Here is an 18,200-nt window from a genome sequence, read left to right as displayed (position 1 = left end):
ATATCGATCCATCGACCAGCCGACCCGTACTGAGACAACCCAGCATGACCACAGCCAAACCGGATCTGCTTTCCCTCGCGTCGCGCTTCGCGCTGTTGCCCGATGCGCAGCGCAAAGCTTTTCTCACGAAGCTCGACGCCGCCGGCATCGACTTTCGCGTGCTGCCGATTCCGCCGCGCGCCGAGCGGACCGCGAGCGTGCCGGCTTCGTTCGCGCAGACGCGTTTGTGGCTGCATGCGCGGATGATCGACGAACCGGCTGCGTACCACATCACCGAACGCCTGCGGCTCGACGGCGCGCTCGATGCCAACGCGCTGCGGCTTTCGTGCGATGCGTTGATCGCTCGCCACGAAGCGCTGCGGACGACCTTTACCGAAAGTGCGGACGGCGTGTTGCAGACGGTCCATGCGCCGTCGCGCTGCCCGTGGCGCGCGAGCGACGTGAGCGTTTTGCCCGCCGATCAGCGCGAGGCACGCGCCGCCGAGATTGCACGCACCGACGAAGCGAAGTCCTTCGATCTATCCGTCGGGCCGTTGATGCGCGCTCACCTGATTCGCCTCGACGCGACGACTCACTGGCTCGCGCTCACAACGCACCACATTGTCTCCGACGGCTGGTCCGCCGACGTGATGCTGGCGGAACTCGCCTCGTTCTATCGCGCGTATGCGAAAAGTGAAGCGGTGTCGCTTGCGCCGTTGCCGATCCAGTACGCCGACTTTGCGTTGTGGCAGCGCCGCTGGCTCGACGCGGGCGAACGTGAACGTCAGTTGGCATTCTGGCGCGAGCGGCTGGACGCGAATCGCGACGTGCTGATGCTGCCCGGCGCGGCGCCGCGCCCGGCTCAGCGCAGCGCGCGTGGCGCGCGCCATCGTTTCGTTCTCGATGCGGCGCTCGTTCAGCAGGCGAGGACGCTCGCCAATGCGCAGCGCGCCACGCCATTCGCCGTATTGCTGGCGGCACTGAGCGCGTTGCTCGCGCGTTCTTCGGGTGAAACTCAGATCCAGATCGGCGTACCTGCGGCGAATCGCGAGCGCGGCGAAGTGGGCGGTCTCGTCGGCTTCTTCGTGAACACGCTCACGCTCGCCACGCCGGTTCCGCTGGCGCAGCCGTTTGCCGCGCTGGTCGGCGCGACGCAGCAAACGCTGATCGACGCCCAGTCGCATCAGGACGTGCCGTTCGAACAGGTGGTCGAAGCGCTCGGCGTGGTGCGCAGCGCGAGTCATCATCCGTTGTTTCAGGTGATGGCCGCTTATGGCGCGCGCCGCCGTCTGCCTTCGCTCGCGGAGGTGCGCATGACGGAGTTGCCATCGGGCGCACCGTTTGCCAAGTTCGATCTGACGCTGAGTTTCGAGGAACGCGACGACGGTTCGATCTACGCGTATTTCATCTACCCGCTCGACCTGTTCGACGCCGATGCAATAGAGCGCCTCGCTGCGCGATTCGTCGAGTTGCTGTCGAACGCGACGGCGACACCCGCCGCCGCGGTGGGAGATTTGCAGTGGCTGCCGGAATCAGAGCGCGCACAACTCGACGCATGGAATAGTACGACACTGCCGCGCGACACGGCATTCAGGCCGGTGCATCAACGCGTGGCCGATCACGCCCGTGCGCGGCCGGAAGCTCGCGGCGTGGCCGATACGAACCGGTCGCTTACGCGCGGTGAAGTGGACGCACTAGCGACACGTTTGGCACAACGTCTCGTCGCGGCGGGGGTGGGTGCGGAAATGCGGGTCGGCGTGGCGCTGAGCCGCTCGGTCGATCTGCTGGTCGGCCTGATTGCCGCGCTCAAATCAGGTGGTGCATTCGTGCCGCTCGACCCGAGCCATCCGCGCGAGCGTCTCGCACAGATTCTCGACGACGCGCGGATCACGCACGTCATCACGGAACGCGCAAGTCTCGCCGCGTTGCCGCAATCGGACCGTTTGCGTTTGTGGCTGGTCGATGAGGAACCGCAACCCGAGGAGCCCTCCGCGGTGAATGTCGAGTTGCCGCGCGTATCGCCATACCAGGCCGCGTATGTCATTTACACGTCGGGCTCGACCGGCAAGCCGAAGGGCGTAGTGGTCGATCACGGCTCGTTCGCGCTGCATTGCGCGGCGATTGCCGAGCGCTACGGCGCAGGCGAGCGTGACGTTTTCCTGCTGTTCCAGTCGGTCAATTTCGACGGCGCGCATGAAGGCTGGTTCTCGCAGTACATGTCCGGTGCAGCGGTCGCGATTACGGCGGACACGTTGTGGCCGCCCGCGCAAACCTGCCGCATGATGGTCCGCGAAGGCGTGACGATGACCTACGTGCCGCCCGGCTGTGCAACCCAGCTTGCAGAGTGGGCGCTCACGCACGGTGCGCCGCCCAGCTTGCGTTCGTTGACGGTGGGCGGTGAGGCCACTTCGCGCGAAGCGTTCGCGCTGATGCGCCGGGCGTTTCCGAAAGCGCGCATCGTCAACGGCTACGGGCCGACTGAAACCGTCATCACGCCGATGCTGTGGATGTTTTATCCGACCGACAGCGCCGCAAAACTCGCGGACAGCGCCTATCTGCCGATCGGCACGCTGGTCGGCGCGCGTTCGGCGCATGTGCTCGATGCACGCCTGAATCCGCTGCCGGTCGGCGTGATCGGCGAGTTGTATCTGGGCGGCGAGGGTGTGGGTGTCGCGCGCGGGTATCTCGACCGGCCGGCGCTCACCGCCGAGCGTTTCGTGCCGGATCCGTTCGGCGCGCCGGGCGCGCGGCTCTATCGCACGGGCGACCTCGTCAGGCGGCGTGCGGACGGTGTGTTCGACTTTATCGGCCGCGTCGATCATCAGGTGAAGTTGCGCGGCTTGCGGATCGAGCTCGGTGAGATCGAAGCACAACTCGCCGCGCACGACGACGTGCGCGAAGCCGTGGCGATCGTGCATGGCAAGGGTACGCAAGCGGCGCTGGTGGCCTATGTGGAACTGAGCGCCGAAGCGCGCGAGCGCAGCACACGCGCGGACGCAGCCGAGCTCGACGCGCATCTGCGTCATACGTTGCCCGACTATATGGTGCCGGCGCATATCGTGGTGCTCGACGCATTGCCGCGTAATGCCAACAGCAAGGTGGACCGCGCGGCGTTGCCGGAACCGCAGCGTGTCGAGCGGGCCTATCAGAAGCCCGCGGCCGGACTCGAAACCGCGCTGGCGCAGATTTTCCGCGAAGTGCTGGGTGTGGAGCGTGTCGGCCGCGCCGACCATTTCTTCGAACTCGGTGGGCATTCGCTTGCGGCGGTCCGCGTGGCGACACGCGTCGCCGAACGGCTGGCACGCGACGTGCCGGTGCGCACGCTCTTCGAAGCGCCGACGCTTGCGCAATACGCGCAGCGGGTAATGGCCTCCGCACGCAGCGAAGCGGTCGCGGATATGGGCGATGAACCGTCGAATGGCGTTTCCTCGCATTCACGTATTGCGCCGGACGCGAACGGTGTGATGCCGCTTTCTTCCGCGCAATTGAGCTTGTGGTTCCTGTGGCGCTCGCAGCCGGAGAGTGCGGCCTACAACATTCCTGTCGCGTTGCGTCTGCGTGGACCGCTCGATGTGGTTGCATTGCGCGAAGCGTTTGCTCAAGCCGCCGCGCGACATCCCGCGCTGCGGGTGCGGCTCGTCGAGCGCGATGGGCAATTGCCGGGCCAAAGAGTCGCCGAGCCGGGGCCGGTCGAATTGCCGGTGGTCGATCTTGCCGGCGATCCTTTGCGTACCGAACGCGAACGCGCCGCTATCGCGCTCACCGACGAAGACGCACTCACGCCGTTCCACCTGCTCGACGATGCGCCGCTATGGCGCGTGCGCCTGTTGCGCGTTGCAGAGCATGATCACGTGCTGTCGCTGGTTGTGCATCACATCGTATCGGATGGTCAGTCGATCGATCTGTGGCTCGAAGACCTACGCACCACGTATGTCGCGATCGTGCACGGCGCGTCGCCCGCGGCCTTCGCGACGGTATCGCCTTCACATCAGGATCTGGTCTTGCCGGTTGCCGCGCCGCGAGCGCGCCTGTCGTTCTGGCGCGATGCGTTAGCCGATGCGCCATCGCAAGTGTTGCCTTCGCCGCCATCGGGCCGGGCCGCGTCGCCGAGTTGGAGCGCCGGCCGCCATGCGTTCGAATTCAACCCGGCTCTCGTGCGCCGCGCTCGTTCGCTGGCGCTGGAAGTCCACGCCACGCTGCCCATGTTGCTGCATGCCGCGCTGAACGTCGCTTTTTATCGTGCGACGGGTGCCACGGATCAGCCTGTGGGCGTTCTCGCTTCGACGCGTGAACTGACAGGCGAAGCCGCGCGCCGCGCGTTGGGACTCTTCATCAATGCAGTTGTCGTCCGTACGCGGTTCGCCGGAACGGATACGCCCGTCACGTTGCTTGCCGAAGTCCGCGACGCCGCGCTCGCCGCTTATGCGCATGCGGACACGCCGTTCGCCGACGTGGTGGCGGCATTGCGCACCACACGCACCGAAGCCGGCAATCCGCTCTTTTCGGTGATGTTCAACTACCTGCGGCCGGCGGGGACAGCGCAACGCGATTGGGCCGGTCTCACGCTCGAAGATTTCAACGACGTGCGGCACCGGGTCGTGTTCGAGTTGGAACTGGATGTGGTCGAGCATGCCGACGGACGCGTCACGGGTGCGTTCTCGTATGCGAATGAGCTGGTGGATGGCGCCTTCGTCGAGGCGCTGAGCGACGATTATCTGAATGTCGTGCAGCAGTTCGTCGATGCGCCGCACGAACAACTGGGTGTTGCTTCAGCGCGTTTTGCATTGGAGTCGGTCAGTGCTGCAACGAACGCGGAGCGGAACCCGACATCTCACAGCGAAGCAACGCAGCGCGCCCATACGCTCGAACGCATCTGGAGCGATCTCTTCGAAGGCAACACGCCCGCACATCACGACGATCTGTTCGAAGCGGGCGCAAGTTCGTTCGACGTCGTGCGCTTTGTCGATGCGGCGCAAGCCACCGGTCACGCGCTGGAGATTGCCGACGTGTTCGCCGCACCGACCTTTGCGCAACTGGGGGCGCGGCTCGTTGCGCGCGCATCGAGCGTCGCCGAGTTGCGGGACGGCGCATGAACGTCAGGCCGCTACGAAACCTGGCAAGAAAAAAGCAGTGAATAAAAACCGCATCAATCACGAAAGATCTTTCGCCGGCCGCGCATTCGGCGTGCCGGCTTCCACCGATAAGGACCTGCGACATGCACAGAGACACCGTATTTGATCTGATCGGAATCGGCTTCGGACCGTCGAATCTGGCGCTTGCCGTGCGCCTCGCCGAAGAGGCCGGCGTGCCGGACCTCGCGCATTGTTTTATCGAGCGTCAGCCGGAATTCGGCTGGCATCGCGGCATGCTGCTCGACGACTGCCGGATGCAGATCTCCTTCCTCAAGGACCTCGTGACGATGCGCGATCCGAAAAGCCGCTTCACGTTCATCAACTATCTGTTCGAACGCGGGCGTCTGGCGGATTTCGTCAACCTGAAGAGTTTCTATCCGACGCGCGTGGAGTTCCACGATTACCTGGCGTGGGTGGCGGCGTCTTTCGACGATCGTGTGAACTACGGCCAGACCGTGACCGGTATCGAAGCGGTCAAAGCCACCGCCAGGACGAACGACGTCGAAGCGCTGCGCGTTTTCTCGCGCGATAGCGAAGGCCGCGAATGGCAGCGCGTGACACGGGCGCTCTCGGTGGGTATCGGTGGCGGCGCTCAGGTGCCGGAGGCATTCGCAGCGCTCGGCACGCACAATATCGTGCATTCGTCGCAGTACCTGACTTCGATCGATCGGGTGGTCGGGCCCGCGAGCGGCGCGCGCAAACGCGTGGCGGTGATCGGTGCGGGACAGAGCGCGGCCGAAGTGTTCGTCGATCTGACGCGCCGCTATCCGCACGTGGATGCGAGCCTCATCATCCGCTCGGGCGCACTGAAACCCGCCGACGACAGCCCGTTCGTCAACGAGATCTTCAGTCCCGCTTTCACCGACGTCGTCTACGCGCAGCCGCGCGACGGCCGGCGTGCGCTGATCGAGCGCTTTCGCGACACCAACTACGCGGTGGTCGACCGTCCGCTGATCGAGCAGATCTACGAGATGCTGTATCTGCAGAACGTCTGCGCCGAGCCGCGTCACCGGCTGCTGGCGAACACCGGCATCGAAACGGCGGTGCGCACGGTCAACGGCCGGATTGAACTCACGTTGCGCGACCGTCTGAACGGCCACGCCCGCGCCGAGCAGTTCGACGCGCTCGTGCTCGCCACGGGATATCGCCGCGATACGCATCTGGACTTGCTGGAAGGGCTCGCGCCGCATCTGGGCGATGCGCTCGCGCAAGGCAACGTCGAACGCGATTACCGGCTTGCCACGCCGGCGAGCTTCAAACCGCGCATCTATCTGCAAGGCTGCTGCGAAGACAGTCACGGACTTTCTGACTCGCTGCTGTCGGTTCTTGCGCTGCGCTCCGACGAAATTGCTGCTTCGCTCGCGCATCACGCATTGCAGGACCGGTCGGCGGGGCCAACTGGACAGGCGCAAACAAACGCGACGGGCGCGAGCCGCATGGCCTTTGCTCTTTAATGGAAAACGGCGCAAAGACTCACACACATAGGAACCGACTATGCCGAAGAAAAAACTCGTCTACATCTGGTCGCTGAGAAACGCGGCCGCCGACAAGGCAGGCCAGGAGATTGCGTACAAGAATGGCACGCGCTACATGAAGTCGGTGCTGGAGTCGCTTGTCGAGGCGCTCAACGAAACCGGACTCGGCGATCAGTACTCGCTCGAAAAAGTCATCTATGACGACGACGCCGGCTCCAGCACGGACCGCGAGAAACTGAAGGAATATGGGTTTTCCTACGAGCCAGGCAAGCGCTGGTTCTATCCGCCGAATTTGCGCGTGCAGGGCAAGCCGGTCAACGATCTGCTGCTCGCCATTCCATCGACTTACCGGCGTGAACCGCTCGATGCGCCTGGACGCACGGCAGGCAAGAGCCGCTTTGAAAAGCACCTGCTCGATACGCTGGTGGAGTTGAAGGCGGATATCGTCGTGCTCGACGGTTTGCTGATCATTCTCGACGAACTGGTTCGGCCGGGCGCCCCGTTCTATCGCAAGATCGTGAATATCCACCCTGGCGTGACGCGTGCCGAATCGCCCTATGAGCGGCGCGGCGCTTACGCGACGCTCGACGCGCTCTACGGCGCACGTGGCAAGAAAGTAGTCAACTGGAAGACGATGGAGACTGTGGCGGTCGAGCCGCTGTATCTGACGGGCGCATCGTTTCACTATGTCGACAACGGAATCGATTCCGGCGAGGTGATTCACGACGTGCTGAATACCGAAATCGATAAGGACGATACGATCCTCGAACTCCGCTGGAACAATTTCAACCGCAGTCTTTTTCCTGCTTTGAACGAAGGACTCGCGATCATGGCTGGGCAGTCGGTGCAAGTCGAGGCCTGAGCTAAGGAGCGGCGCGTGCGTGCCGCTCCCGTTGGAGCATGCGCCGTCGTCGATCACGCACTGCTGTTCAGCACGCGTCGCAACGGCTTGCTTGCTGCGTTGCCGGCGCGTGCTTCTGGTGTTTCAGCCTTCGAGACGCGCTGCCGGAAATCACGAAGCCAAGCACGGCGAGCACCCATACGCCGACGCCGCCATAGACCATCACCCAGCCGAAACCCTGCATCAATGCAGCGTGCACGATGCTTCCAGAGGGGTCGATCCGCGCCAACGCGGGAATTCCCGTTTTGACCGCTTCCCCATCTCCTGCTGCAATCTTCTCTGCCAGCCTGCCGAGCAATGCGCTATCGAGCGTCTTCGGCAGCCGCGTCGGCAGATTGAAGCGAATGCCGCCGACCAGGATCGCGCCCATCAACGCGATGTTGATCGCGAGCGTAATCATCCGCGCACTCATGTCGATGCCGGACGCCATGCCCGCGCGTTCCGGGGCAACCGCGGCGGTCGTCGTATTGGTGACGGGCGTATTGGTGAGCCCGAGGCCCGCGCCGGCGACGACGCAACCGGGCAGCATGGTCCACACGTCCGCATGCGCGGCACTGCTGCCGTAGCGCATCAGCAGGAAGCCGAGGCCAATCGTGAATAGCCCTGCGGGTATGGCGATTCCCGAGCCGTAGCGCAGCGCGAGACGCTCACCGAGCGGCGGAAACAGGAGGCTGGGCAGCGTGTAGGCGAGGCCGCTGGCCGACAGCGTGAGTCTCGCCGCGCGCAAGCTCGGCGTGCAGCACGCGAGTATCGGCGCCGCGCCCGCCTATCTGGAGCGGCACGGCACGCCGCGCAGCGTGGACGAATTGCGTGGGCACGCCGTGATTGCCTACTTGCGGGCAGGCTCGGCGCAACCGTGGGATGTGGTCGATGTCGACGGGCAGATCCGCCGCGCGCAGGTTCAGCCGCAACTCGGTTTCGACGACATGCAGGGTATTGTCGATGCCGCGCTTGCCGGATTCGGCCTTGCGTGGCTGCCGAGCTGGCTGCTGGCCCGTTATGCGCAAACAGGCGAGCTGGTGACGGTGATGGAGAATTGTTTCCGGCCTTCTCAGGAGATCCACCTGGTGTGGCCGAAGAGCCGCTATCTGCCGCTGAAAACGCGCTGCGCGATCGACGCGCTGGTCGCGCAGATTCCCGCAATGATCGGGGCGCCCGAGGCGGGCGCCCCTCGTTCAGGTCATGCCTAGAATTGCAGCGTCGCGCTGGCCACGGCGGTGCGCGTCGGCGACGGCGCCACGTAGTAACCCCACGCCGTCGTCCAGTAACGGCGATTGAAGAGGTTATTGATCCCCGCGCGGAACGTCACGTCCTTGCCGGCGATCTTCGTCTCGTACCGGCCGCTCAGATCGAACGTGGTGTATGCCGGCACGAACTGCGTGTTCTGCGCGTCCACCGCCTGGTTGCCGACGTACTTGCCGCCGAACGCCAGCGTCAGCGGACGCAGATACGACGGGTTGTATTCGATCCGGCCCGTCACGGTGAAACGCGGCGCGCCGTAGATGCGCTTGCCTTCCACGGTCGGGTCGTTCACGTCCACGGCCTTCGTGTCGAGCCACATCACCCCGCCCATCACGCGCCATTCGCTCGTGACCGCGAGCCAGCCGCTCGCGTCGAGGCCTTGATAGCGTTTGGTGCCGTCCTGCACGAAGATGTTGTTCACGTTCGTGTAGTTGTAACCCTGATCGACGCGGAACAGCGCGAGGTTGGCGCCCCACTTGGCATGATCGGTTTTGAAGCCGACTTCGTACTGCTTGCTGCGCAGCGGGCCGAACGTGTCCGGGTAGTTGAGGTTGGTGTTCGACGCGGCACCGCCCTGTTCTAGCGACTCCACATAGCTCGCGTACAGCGTGGAGTACGGATCGGTCTTGAACATCAGCGCGAAGGTCGGCGTGACCGGATCGGCGTCGTATTGCGACGAGACCGCGCCGCTCGGGTCGTACACATGCTCGCGATATTGCGTATAGCGCACACCGACCAGCGCCGACAGACGCGACGTGAGCTGCACGGTGTCGCTCGCGTACACGGCGGCCTGCGTGGTGCGCTGCTGACGATACAGGTCCGAGCCGATGCTGACTTCATCGTTGGTCAGCAACGTGCTGCTGTACAGATTGCCGTAGCCGAGGAGGTAGCCGTCGTTCCAGCCCGTGCTGTTGCTGTATTCGGCAGTCTGCGTTTCGAAGCCCGCGCCTACCACCACGTCATGCCTGATGCTGCCGGTGTTGAAATGACCTTGCACCATGCCGTCGACGTTCTGGTAGAAGTAGCGCGTCATGGCCGCATACAGCGTGTTCGAGTAGTTGCCCGCAGGGTCGGTGACGAACAGGAGACTGTCCGAGTTGGTGCGGTTCTCCTTGGCGAAGCGGTATTTCAGGCTCGCGTGCCAGTTTTCGGAGATGCGGTAATCCAGGCCCGTGCCGAACGAGGCCATCTCGGTCTGGTAGTAGTTCTGCGGTTGCGTCAGCGCGTGGGTGACTTTGCTCGCGTCGGGAATGCCGCCGGCGTCGGTGCCGAACATCAGGCCGAACAGCGTGCCGTTGGTTCTGCGCTTCTGGTAGAACGCGTCGGCGCTCCACGTCAGGTCCGGCGTAATGCGGAAGTCGAACGCGAGCGAGGCCACCTGGCGGCGAATGTGGCCGTGGTCTTCGGCGGTATTGCCGTCCTCGTTGACGAGGTTCAGGCGGTAGCCGAAACGGTCGTCATTGCCGAAGCGGCCGCCCAGATCGACCGCCTCCGTGAACACGCCGGCCGACCTGTAGCCGACCGTGACGCTGCGGTAGGGCGTGTCGGTGGGGCGTTTCAACACGTAGTTGACGATGCCGCCCGGCGAGCCGAAACCGTACATGAAGCCGGACAGGCCCTTGAGCAATTCGACCTGCTCGAACGGTTCGAGCGAGAGGTCGGTATCCCACGACGGGAAGGTCTGGCCGTCCACCTTGATGCTGTTCAGTGTGTCGATCGGCATGCCGCGCACGGTGAACATCGAATTTTCGCTGATCGCGTTTTCGCTGGTCACCGATACGGCCGGGTCGTACTTGTACAGATCATTGGCGGTCGTCGCGAACAGATCCTGCGCTTCGTCGCTCGTCACGACGCGGGTGGAGAACGGCGTGTCCACCTGCTTGCGCGAACCCAGCGCGCCCGCGCTGACCGTGTCGGCTTGCGCGACGGCGGTGTCTTTCGACGCCGACACGCTCACGGCCGGCAAGGTCGCGGCCGTGTCGCTTGCCGCGACCTGCGCCCATCCGGACGACGACAGCGTGGAAAGCGTCAAACCGACGCTGGCCAGTAGCCCCGCGCTGAGCAGCGACGGGGTCCAACGTTGGCCGCGCGCAAAAGTTGGGCGGCCGGCGACAAATGAATTCTGCATGTTGTTTGAATTGGGGCAGGTGGCGCAGTTGCGCACCAAAGCTGTGCGAAGACTGCGCCGTTCTAGCGAGTGATTGTCAGAAAAATGGGTGAAACTGAAAGGAACGGTCGAATGGTAATGCATCTGATTCGCATTAACAAATTATTTCGTACATCAGGTCATCTATAAGACATCTGTCTTATGGCATAGGGCAGATGGCCGTAAGCCTTATCCAGCCGGGCTCGACCCCGTTGGGCGCAGTTTCTGGATATGTTTGTTTCGCAGCGAATAGAGGAAAACACGCATATACTGACGTCCTGGCCGTAAAAAGTAGTGCCGAGCCTCGCGCTGCGTTTTGCTGCTTCGTCGCAACCTCGCCGGCTCAGCGCTACCAAACGCTCTGTCTATCACTTCACCTAGCAAAGCATCGAACATGTCCACATCGCCGAAGATCATCTACACCCTGACTGACGAAGCGCCTGCTCTGGCGACCTACTCGCTGCTGCCGATCGTCAAGGCGTTCACGCGCTCGTCCGACGTGATCGTTGAAACGCGCGACATTTCGCTCGCCGGCCGGATCATCGCTGCATTTCCCGACTACCTGAGCGCGGAACAGAAGGGTTCCGACGATCTGGCGGAACTGGGTGGACTCACCACGCGTCCGGAAGCGAACATCATCAAGCTGCCGAACATCAGCGCGTCGGTGCCGCAACTGAAGGCCGCGATCGCGGAACTGCGCGACAAGGGCTACAAGCTGCCGGCCTATCCGGACGTCGCAACGACCGACGCCGAAAAAGACGTCAAGGCCCGCTACGACAAGATCAAGGGCAGCGCGGTCAACCCGGTGCTGCGCGAAGGCAATTCGGACCGCCGCGCGCCGCTGTCGGTCAAGAACTACGCACGCAAGCATCCGCACAAGATGGGCGCCTGGAGCGCGGACTCGAAGTCGCACGTCTCGCACATGAGCGACGGTGACTTCTACGGCAGCGAAAAATCGGCGCTGATCGCGGCAGCCGGCGCGGTGAAGATCGAACTGACGGCCGCGGACGGCTCGAAGACGGTCCTGAAAGAAAAGACGCCGGTGCTGGCGGGCGAGCTCATCGACGCTTCGGTGCTGTCCAAAAACGCGCTGCGCAGCTTCATCGAGGCGGAAATCGCCGACGCGAAGGCGAAGGGCGTGCTGTTCTCGGTGCACCTGAAGGCCACCATGATGAAGGTGTCGGATCCGATCATCTTCGGCCACGTGGTGTCGGTGTTCTACAAAGACGTGCTGACCAAGTACGCCGACGTGCTGGCGAAAGCCGGCTTCAATCCGAACAACGGTATCGGCGACCTGTACGCGCGCCTGAAAGATCTGCCGGCCGAAACGCGCGAAGCGATCGAAGCCGACATCAAGGCGCAATACGAACAGCGCCCGCCGCTGGCCATGGTCAATTCGGACAAGGGCATTACCAGCCTGCACGTGCCGAGCGACGTGATCGTCGACGCGTCCATGCCGGCCATGATTCGCGAGTCGGGCAAGATGTGGGGTGCGGACGGCGCGCTGCACGACGCCAAGGCCGTGATTCCGGACCGTTGCTACGCCGGCGTCTATCAGGTGGTGATCGAAGACTGCAAGAAGCACGGCGCGTTCGACCCGGTCACGATGGGCACGGTGCCTAACGTCGGCCTGATGGCGCAAGCCGCCGAAGAATACGGTTCACACGACAAGACGTTCCAGATCCCGGCAAACGGCGTGGTTCGCGTAACGGACGCAGCCGGCACGGTGCTGCTCGAACAGGCGGTGGAAGCGGGCGACATCTGGCGCATGTGCCAGACCAAAGACGCGCCGGTTCAGGACTGGGTCAAGCTCGCGGTCAACCGCGCTCGCGCCTCCAACACGCCCGCCGTGTTCTGGCTGGATCCGGTCCGCGCGCACGACGCCCAGATCATCAAGAAGGTCGAACACTACCTGAAGGATCACGACACCAACGGTCTGGACATCCGCATCATGACGCCGGTCGAAGCGACGCAGTTCTCGGTCGATCGTATCCGCGCCGGCAAGGACACGATTTCGGTCACCGGCAACGTGCTGCGCGACTACCTGACCGACCTGTTCCCGATCATGGAACTGGGCACCAGCGCGAAGATGCTGTCGATCGTCCCGCTGATGGCAGGTGGCGGCATGTTCGAAACCGGCGCGGGCGGTTCGGCGCCGAAGCACGTTCAGCAACTGGTTGAAGAAGGTTTCCTGCGTTGGGATTCGCTGGGTGAATTCCTGGCGTTGGCCGCGTCGCTCGAGCATCTGGGCAATGAGTATCACAACCCGAAGGCGCTGATTCTGGCCAAAACGCTGGACGAGGCAACCGGCAAGTTCCTCGACAACGACAAGTCGCCGGCGCGCAAGGTTGGCGGTATCGACAACCGCGGCAGCCACTTCTACCTCGCGCTGTACTGGGCGGAAGCACTGGCCGCGCAAACCGAAGACGCCGCGTTGCAGGCACAGTTCGCCGGCGTGGCGAAGGCGCTGGCTGAGAGCGAAGCGAAGATCGTCGAAGAACTGGGTGCGGCACAGGGCAAGCCGGTAGACATCGGCGGTTACTATCGTCCGAATGTCGAACTGACGAGCAAGGCCATGCGCCCGAGCGCCACGCTGAACAAGATCGTGGACGCGATTGCTTAAGACGCTGAAGAAGCGTGCAGCAATGAAGTAAGTGGTAAGCATGACGATGGCGCTCTCGAGCGCCATCGTCATTTTTGTTTCCACGTGGGCAGCGGCCATACCTGCCATCACACGTGAACGATTTCCCAGTCGCTGAGCTTCTCTGGAATTTCGAGCGTCGCCGTGTCGTCGGCGTCTGGAAGGTGCGGGCAGATCAAGCCGCGTGCGAGGTCGTCGGCTGCCTGTTGCGGGCTCGCAAACTCGCCGAGCGTTTCGTTGCCGTAGGTGGCTTCCCAGCCGTCCTGTCCCGGCAAAATGTAGAACGCTCCCTGATCCGAACCAAAGCGAAAGCCTTTCATTTTTAGTCTCCCAATTGCCAATTAAAAACCGCGGTGCCGGGGCGGCTTCGTGCGCGAGGTTGGGAACCGTCAGACAGGGTTTCCGTCTCGTCCAACCTGGCTCGCCTATTGAAGCGCCGGCTCTTGTAAAAGAGTCTACGTCAGCAGGCAGCGGAGCAAGTGGTTGTTGGACGCTTCATTCTATCAAAAATTATCGTTTAAAAATAAAGACTTACAGTCATAGTTTCGTGATGTGCAACGCGAGGCGACATTGCGAAATGCCGGATTTGTGCCACGCACCACGATTTTTTACGAAGCAATCGATCATTCCGCATCGTGAAATTTTAGGGGTCGGCAGGGTTCCGCCCCCTTGCGGCCGGATGGCAAAGCACACCGCGAGGCCACTGTCCGTTCAGCCGCTTCGTTCAGCCGCCAATCCGGCGCAGGAAGTCGAGCATCACCCGATTGAATTGCGCCGGCCGTTGTAGCGGCGCGAAATGGCTCACGCCGGACAGCAGGATCAGTTCCGCGCCCGGAATGGTGCGGGCGAGATAGTCGGCGTGTTCCGGCTTGATGAATTCGTCATGCTCGCTTTGCACGATGGCGACCGGCACACGGACTTGAGCCAGATCGTCGGCGCAATAGTTGGGCTCCGTTTTCATCATCGTGCTGACGGCGCCGACAAACGCTTCGAAGTCATCCGGTGTCGCCGATAGTTGCGCGTAGTCTTTTGCATGGCGGCTGAAACAGCGCTCGATCGTCCGCGTTGGCACAAACGCCTTCGTGCCGCTCGGGTCCATGTTGCAGCCGAAGAAAAACACGCCCGCCACCCGGTCCGCGGCGGTGATGCCCAATACCATCGCCACGCAGGCGCCGTCGCTCCAGCCCACCAGCGCGGCCCGTTCGAGTTGCAACGCGTCCATGACGGCCAGCACGTCGGATGCCATCAACTCGTAGCGGTAGGGCCGCGCGTCGCGGGTGCTGCGGCCGTGGCCGCGGCTGTCGACAACCACCACGCGGCGCCCCACGCCGAGCAGCGCCGGCAACTGGTAGCCCCAATTGCCGCTGTGCCCGAGGCCACCATGCAGCAGAATCACCGGCACGCCGGCGCCGTACGACGCGTACCAGATTCGCGCGCCTTCATGCTCGACGTAGCCCTCTCCGTTCGGGACCGGCAGAGGCGCCGCGCCGTGTGCTTCGAAATGTTCGAGGTTGTCGTCGTGCGCCTGGGTGGACGGTTCCATCGCCGTGGTCTCCGCTGCGTGGCAATTCGCTAGGTTGCCAGCGTTGCGGCCGGGAGATCAACCGTCCTACGAGTTTCTGTGTCTGGGCACGACGTAATGAATAGCCCGTGCGATCTGAACGGCTTTGATTTCTTTTCTATAGCGATCGCACGGGATCTGACGACAAAACACTCAGCTCGAAACGTATGCGACGTACGGGCCGGTCCCACCACCGCTCGATGCCCGGCCTGAAATGCCGTAGTACACATGGCGGCCATAGAAGAACGGCAGGCCGAAGTCGAACTGGCGGGTCATATAGATGCCGAGATTGTTGAACGCATTGTTCCCCGATGCATTCAGTGTCGCGCCGTTTCCGATATTGAAGCCGAGCGTCACGCTCGCCGGATTGGTCCCCTCCAGCGTCGAGGTGCGGCCCACCGTCGCGGCCGGAATGTAGTATCCGGACGACGCGTCGCGAGCGATCGTCGTATCCGGAAAGAACAGCACCGTCGAGCCCGAGTCGAAGAACGTCTCGGTAAACACGCTCCCGTTATAGGTGGACGTGAAGTCGCCGTTCAGGTCGGTCCGCAGAATCGGAGCGCCGGTGCCGTTCAATACATTATTGGCCTGAGTGTCGATGCCGAACACCAGCGTGCCTTGAGCCGTCGCGCTGCCGCTATCCGATACCTGCGCCATTTCCAGAATCACGCCGTTGTTATCCTGCGCGAAGCGCGAAACCGGATTGGTGATCTGTTTGCTCACGGGCACCGAAGTCGCGTTGCCGGCATTGGTGTAATAGAACTGCGGGCGCGCCGTCAGCTCACACAGTGAACCACAGTCCGTCGGACTCACGCCGATGCCGAGAATGCCGTTTGCGCCGATATCGGCAGCGCTCGCCAGCGGCCGGCCCACCTGGCATTCGGCCGGCGCGGCCACGGTCAGTGCGGGATCGCCGATCACGTGAATCGGCACCGAAGCCGCAATCTCGCCCGATAGCGCCACGTCGGCGGTATGCACCGAGCCCCATGCATAGCCGCTGCCGAACAACGCACATTCGGCAAGCGGCAGGCCGCTCGATTGATCCGTTTCGGCGGCGAGCGCGGTGAAGGTGGCATTCGGGATCGCGGAGCGAACCAGACGCAACCCGAACGACGCCGTATCGACGATCACGTTCGGAATCGTCGCACAGCTCGTGCCCGCGTTGGAGCCGCCCGCGCAGATCTTGACACTGACCATCGGCTGATTGTGAATGCCCGTTCCGCTTACCGTCACCAGCATCGTATTGCCCGCGCCCACCGGCGTGGGCACGGCAGACGCGTCGACGGCGAGCACGTTGGGTGTCGGGTTGCTGATAACGGGATTGGAAGTCGTACCGCCCGATGGCGCGGGCGTATTCGTTGCGGCCGGCGAATTGGCCGTCGGTGTGCTGCTGCCACCGCCACCGCCGCCGCAGCCGGCAAGATTGAGTGCCAACCCGAGCCCGAGCGCCGCGGCAATAATCCTTGCGATTTTGCGCACTGTTGTTCTCTCTCTAATGATTTTAATGAGTTACTTGATGTCGTCCGCGCTCACCCCTTGCGGCAGCGCTTGCGGTAAATAGGCGCGGCCCACGAAGGCGCCCATGTGGCCTCCGGTTTCCACGACCAGCCCCGACTGATGAACGACGGCGGGTCCGTAGCCGCCGCCCTGGGTGGCGTGGGCGTCGGTGAGGGCCTGCACGTAGGAGGGGAAGTAGGTGGCGAGCAGCGTTTTGAGCGGCGGCATGGTCGGGCCTTGCCAGCTCAGCGCGAACACGGTGTTACCCGCGCCGATGTACTCGCTTACCACGGTGCCCGATGGCAGGGTTGTCTGGCTCACGGTGTAGTTCGTGGAGGCAGTACTGGCGCTGGCGGCGAAGCGCGCGACCGCCGCGCTATTCTGGCTGGCTGCCCCTGCGTTCGTGCTGCTGGCCGTTACCGGATAGGTTGGTGCGCCGCCTAATGCCGCATGCGAGGGAGCGGCCATCGCAAACGACGCTGCGGCGATCGCGAGCATTCGAAACTGACTCATTAGCATTTTTTCATTTTTGAAGTTTTGGAGAATACGCGCGAACGTTTTCTATCCTCGAGCTCGCGCAAAGCCGATATTAGCGCGAGCGCGTTTAATTAAATCAGACGATTAATGGAAGTAATTGGGCTCTGTTTGAAAATGAAAGGCAACGCGCATCGGGTTGGCATTCAACTTCAATCCACGCCGAGTTGTTCGATGAGCATCGCGACGAAAGTCTCCCCTCTGCGGCGCGCGGCAATGTCCGGCCGCGCTTCTCCATCCACGCTGCATCGAAACGGGTACTTTAGTATTTCTGCACGACGCAATCGCATGCAATCACATGCAACCGGATACATAGCTGCCCGCGGCCGACTCAGTCGTCCGTTCTGCTCAATTCGTGGGCGCGGCGCAATCGTTCGCGGCTATTGCTCAAATGCATGCGCATCGCGGCGCGTGCGTCGTCCGGGTCTTGCCGTTCGATTGCGCGATAGATCATCTGGTGCTCGCCGAGCACGTTACGCAGATGCTCGATATGGTCGAGTTCCGCGATCTCAGCGGAGCCGAGCCGCGTGCGTGGACTTACCGCCCGGCCGAGTTGGCTGAGCACGTCGAAGAAATAGCGATTGCCGCTCGCGCGTGCGATCTGCAGATGAAACTCGATGTCGTGCGCGAGCGTATCGGTGCTGCCACGTTCGAGTTCGGACTCGAACCGCTCCAGCGCGCCGCGGATCTGCCTGAGGTTCTGGTCGGTGCGCCGTGCGGCGGCGAGGGCTGCGGAGGCGGCCTCGACGTCGATGCGGAATTCGATGATCGCCATCACGTCCAGCATGTTGGAGAGATCGGCGGCGGGCAACTTCACGGGGCTTTCCGTGGCCGGCGCCAACACGAACGTGCCGATGCCATGACGCGTCTCGACGACATTGGCGGCCTGCAGGCGCGAAATTGCCTCGCGGACCACGGATCGGCTCACCGATAGCTGTTTCATCATTGCGACCTCGGTGGGAATGCGGTCGCCCGGCCTCAGGATGCCACGGCGGATTTCGTCGGACAGGGCGGCCACCACCTTCTCAGTCAGGCTGCTCATTTCTGTGGCGGGTTGATTGTGTGACGTATTGACTTAGCGATCATAGCGTC

12 protein-coding genes are annotated in these 18,200 nt (G+C 63.1%); 5 read left to right on the top strand and 7 right to left on the bottom strand.

From position 1 onward, the window contains the following. Positions 1–44 precede the first annotated feature (44 nt). From PDMSB3_RS33535 to PDMSB3_RS33525, 3 genes are all read left to right on the top strand, one after another. The gene (locus tag PDMSB3_RS33535; protein ID WP_165189219.1) at positions 45–5,072 is read left to right on the top strand and encodes a non-ribosomal peptide synthetase; all 5,028 of its coding nucleotides are present in this window, start codon (positions 45–47) and stop codon (positions 5,070–5,072) included. 122 nt (positions 5,073–5,194) lie between these two features. After that, positions 5,195–6,565, top strand: a complete 1,371-nt coding sequence (locus tag PDMSB3_RS33530) for a lysine N(6)-hydroxylase/L-ornithine N(5)-oxygenase family protein (protein WP_165189216.1) — start codon at positions 5,195–5,197, stop codon at positions 6,563–6,565. Between the two features lie 40 nt (positions 6,566–6,605). Beyond that, the gene (locus PDMSB3_RS33525) at positions 6,606–7,448 is read left to right on the top strand and encodes a folate-dependent phosphoribosylglycinamide formyltransferase PurN (protein WP_007178200.1); all 843 of its coding nucleotides are present in this window, start codon (positions 6,606–6,608) and stop codon (positions 7,446–7,448) included. 67 nt (positions 7,449–7,515) lie between these two features. Here the strand turns inward: PDMSB3_RS33525 and PDMSB3_RS33520 are convergent, their stop codons facing one another. Then, the gene (locus PDMSB3_RS33520; RefSeq protein ID WP_405044812.1) at positions 7,516–8,214 is read right to left on the bottom strand and encodes an MFS transporter; all 699 of its coding nucleotides are present in this window, start codon (positions 8,212–8,214) and stop codon (positions 7,516–7,518) included. Between PDMSB3_RS33520 and PDMSB3_RS33515 the strand changes: the two genes are divergently transcribed. Beyond that, positions 8,195–8,677: a LysR substrate-binding domain-containing protein gene (locus PDMSB3_RS33515; RefSeq protein ID WP_232064384.1), complete on the top strand. Its 483-nt coding sequence runs from the start codon at positions 8,195–8,197 to the stop codon at positions 8,675–8,677. The genes PDMSB3_RS33520 and PDMSB3_RS33515 overlap by 20 nt on opposite strands. Here PDMSB3_RS33515 and PDMSB3_RS33510 read toward each other — a convergent pair. Further along, a complete protein-coding gene (locus PDMSB3_RS33510; RefSeq protein ID WP_007178199.1) occupies positions 8,674–10,857 on the bottom strand; it encodes a TonB-dependent siderophore receptor in 2,184 nt (727 codons plus the stop codon). The genes PDMSB3_RS33515 and PDMSB3_RS33510 overlap by 4 nt on opposite strands. A gap of 412 nt (positions 10,858–11,269) precedes the next feature. On the opposite strand from PDMSB3_RS33510, the gene PDMSB3_RS33505 reads away from it, so the two are divergent. Continuing rightward, on the top strand, positions 11,270–13,498 hold the full coding sequence (locus PDMSB3_RS33505) for an NADP-dependent isocitrate dehydrogenase (RefSeq protein WP_007178198.1): 2,229 nt from the start codon (positions 11,270–11,272) through the stop codon (positions 13,496–13,498). 107 nt (positions 13,499–13,605) lie between these two features. Here PDMSB3_RS33505 and PDMSB3_RS33500 read toward each other — a convergent pair whose 3' ends face one another. From PDMSB3_RS33500 to PDMSB3_RS33480, 5 genes are all read right to left on the bottom strand, one after another. Continuing rightward, entirely contained in the window at positions 13,606–13,836 is a 231-nt protein-coding gene (locus tag PDMSB3_RS33500; RefSeq protein WP_007178197.1) for a hypothetical protein, read from the bottom strand. Between the two features lie 404 nt (positions 13,837–14,240). Beyond that, a complete protein-coding gene (locus PDMSB3_RS33495; protein ID WP_165189213.1) occupies positions 14,241–15,059 on the bottom strand; it encodes an alpha/beta fold hydrolase in 819 nt (272 codons plus the stop codon). 171 nt (positions 15,060–15,230) lie between these two features. Further along, positions 15,231–16,556, bottom strand: a complete 1,326-nt coding sequence (locus PDMSB3_RS33490; protein ID WP_007178195.1) for a DUF3443 domain-containing protein — start codon at positions 16,554–16,556, stop codon at positions 15,231–15,233. Positions 16,557–16,586: 30 nt separating this feature from the next. Beyond that, positions 16,587–17,093, bottom strand: coding sequence for a DUF2844 domain-containing protein (locus PDMSB3_RS33485; protein ID WP_157187723.1), 507 nt, complete (start codon positions 17,091–17,093; stop codon positions 16,587–16,589). 346 nt (positions 17,094–17,439) lie between these two features. Further along, positions 17,440–18,150, bottom strand: coding sequence for a FadR/GntR family transcriptional regulator (locus tag PDMSB3_RS33480; protein WP_007178193.1), 711 nt, complete (start codon positions 18,148–18,150; stop codon positions 17,440–17,442). Positions 18,151–18,200: the final 50 nt, after the last annotated feature.

The sequence above is a fragment of the Paraburkholderia dioscoreae genome, assembly GCF_902459535.1.
Taxonomy (GTDB): Bacteria; Pseudomonadota; Gammaproteobacteria; order Burkholderiales; family Burkholderiaceae; genus Paraburkholderia; species Paraburkholderia dioscoreae.
This window is presented reverse-complemented; position numbering and strand designations above follow the sequence as displayed.

What these genes read in the sequence shown, in the direction of transcription:
- PDMSB3_RS33535 (WP_165189219.1), top strand. Translation starts at nt 45, where the DNA reads ATGACCACAGCCAAACCGGATCTGCTTTCCCTCGCGTCGCGCTTCGCG.
- PDMSB3_RS33530 (WP_165189216.1), top strand. Translation starts at nt 5,195, where the DNA reads ATGCACAGAGACACCGTATTTGATCTGATCGGAATCGGCTTCGGACCG.
- PDMSB3_RS33525 (WP_007178200.1), top strand. Translation starts at nt 6,606, where the DNA reads ATGCCGAAGAAAAAACTCGTCTACATCTGGTCGCTGAGAAACGCGGCC.
- PDMSB3_RS33510 (WP_007178199.1), bottom strand. Translation starts at nt 10,857, where the DNA reads ATGCAGAATTCATTTGTCGCCGGCCGCCCAACTTTTGCGCGCGGCCAA.
- PDMSB3_RS33505 (WP_007178198.1), top strand. Translation starts at nt 11,270, where the DNA reads ATGTCCACATCGCCGAAGATCATCTACACCCTGACTGACGAAGCGCCT.
- PDMSB3_RS33500 (WP_007178197.1), bottom strand. Translation starts at nt 13,836, where the DNA reads ATGAAAGGCTTTCGCTTTGGTTCGGATCAGGGAGCGTTCTACATTTTG.
- PDMSB3_RS33495 (WP_165189213.1), bottom strand. Translation starts at nt 15,059, where the DNA reads ATGGAACCGTCCACCCAGGCGCACGACGACAACCTCGAACATTTCGAA.
- PDMSB3_RS33485 (WP_157187723.1), bottom strand. Translation starts at nt 17,093, where the DNA reads ATGCTAATGAGTCAGTTTCGAATGCTCGCGATCGCCGCAGCGTCGTTT.
- PDMSB3_RS33480 (WP_007178193.1), bottom strand. Translation starts at nt 18,150, where the DNA reads ATGAGCAGCCTGACTGAGAAGGTGGTGGCCGCCCTGTCCGACGAAATC.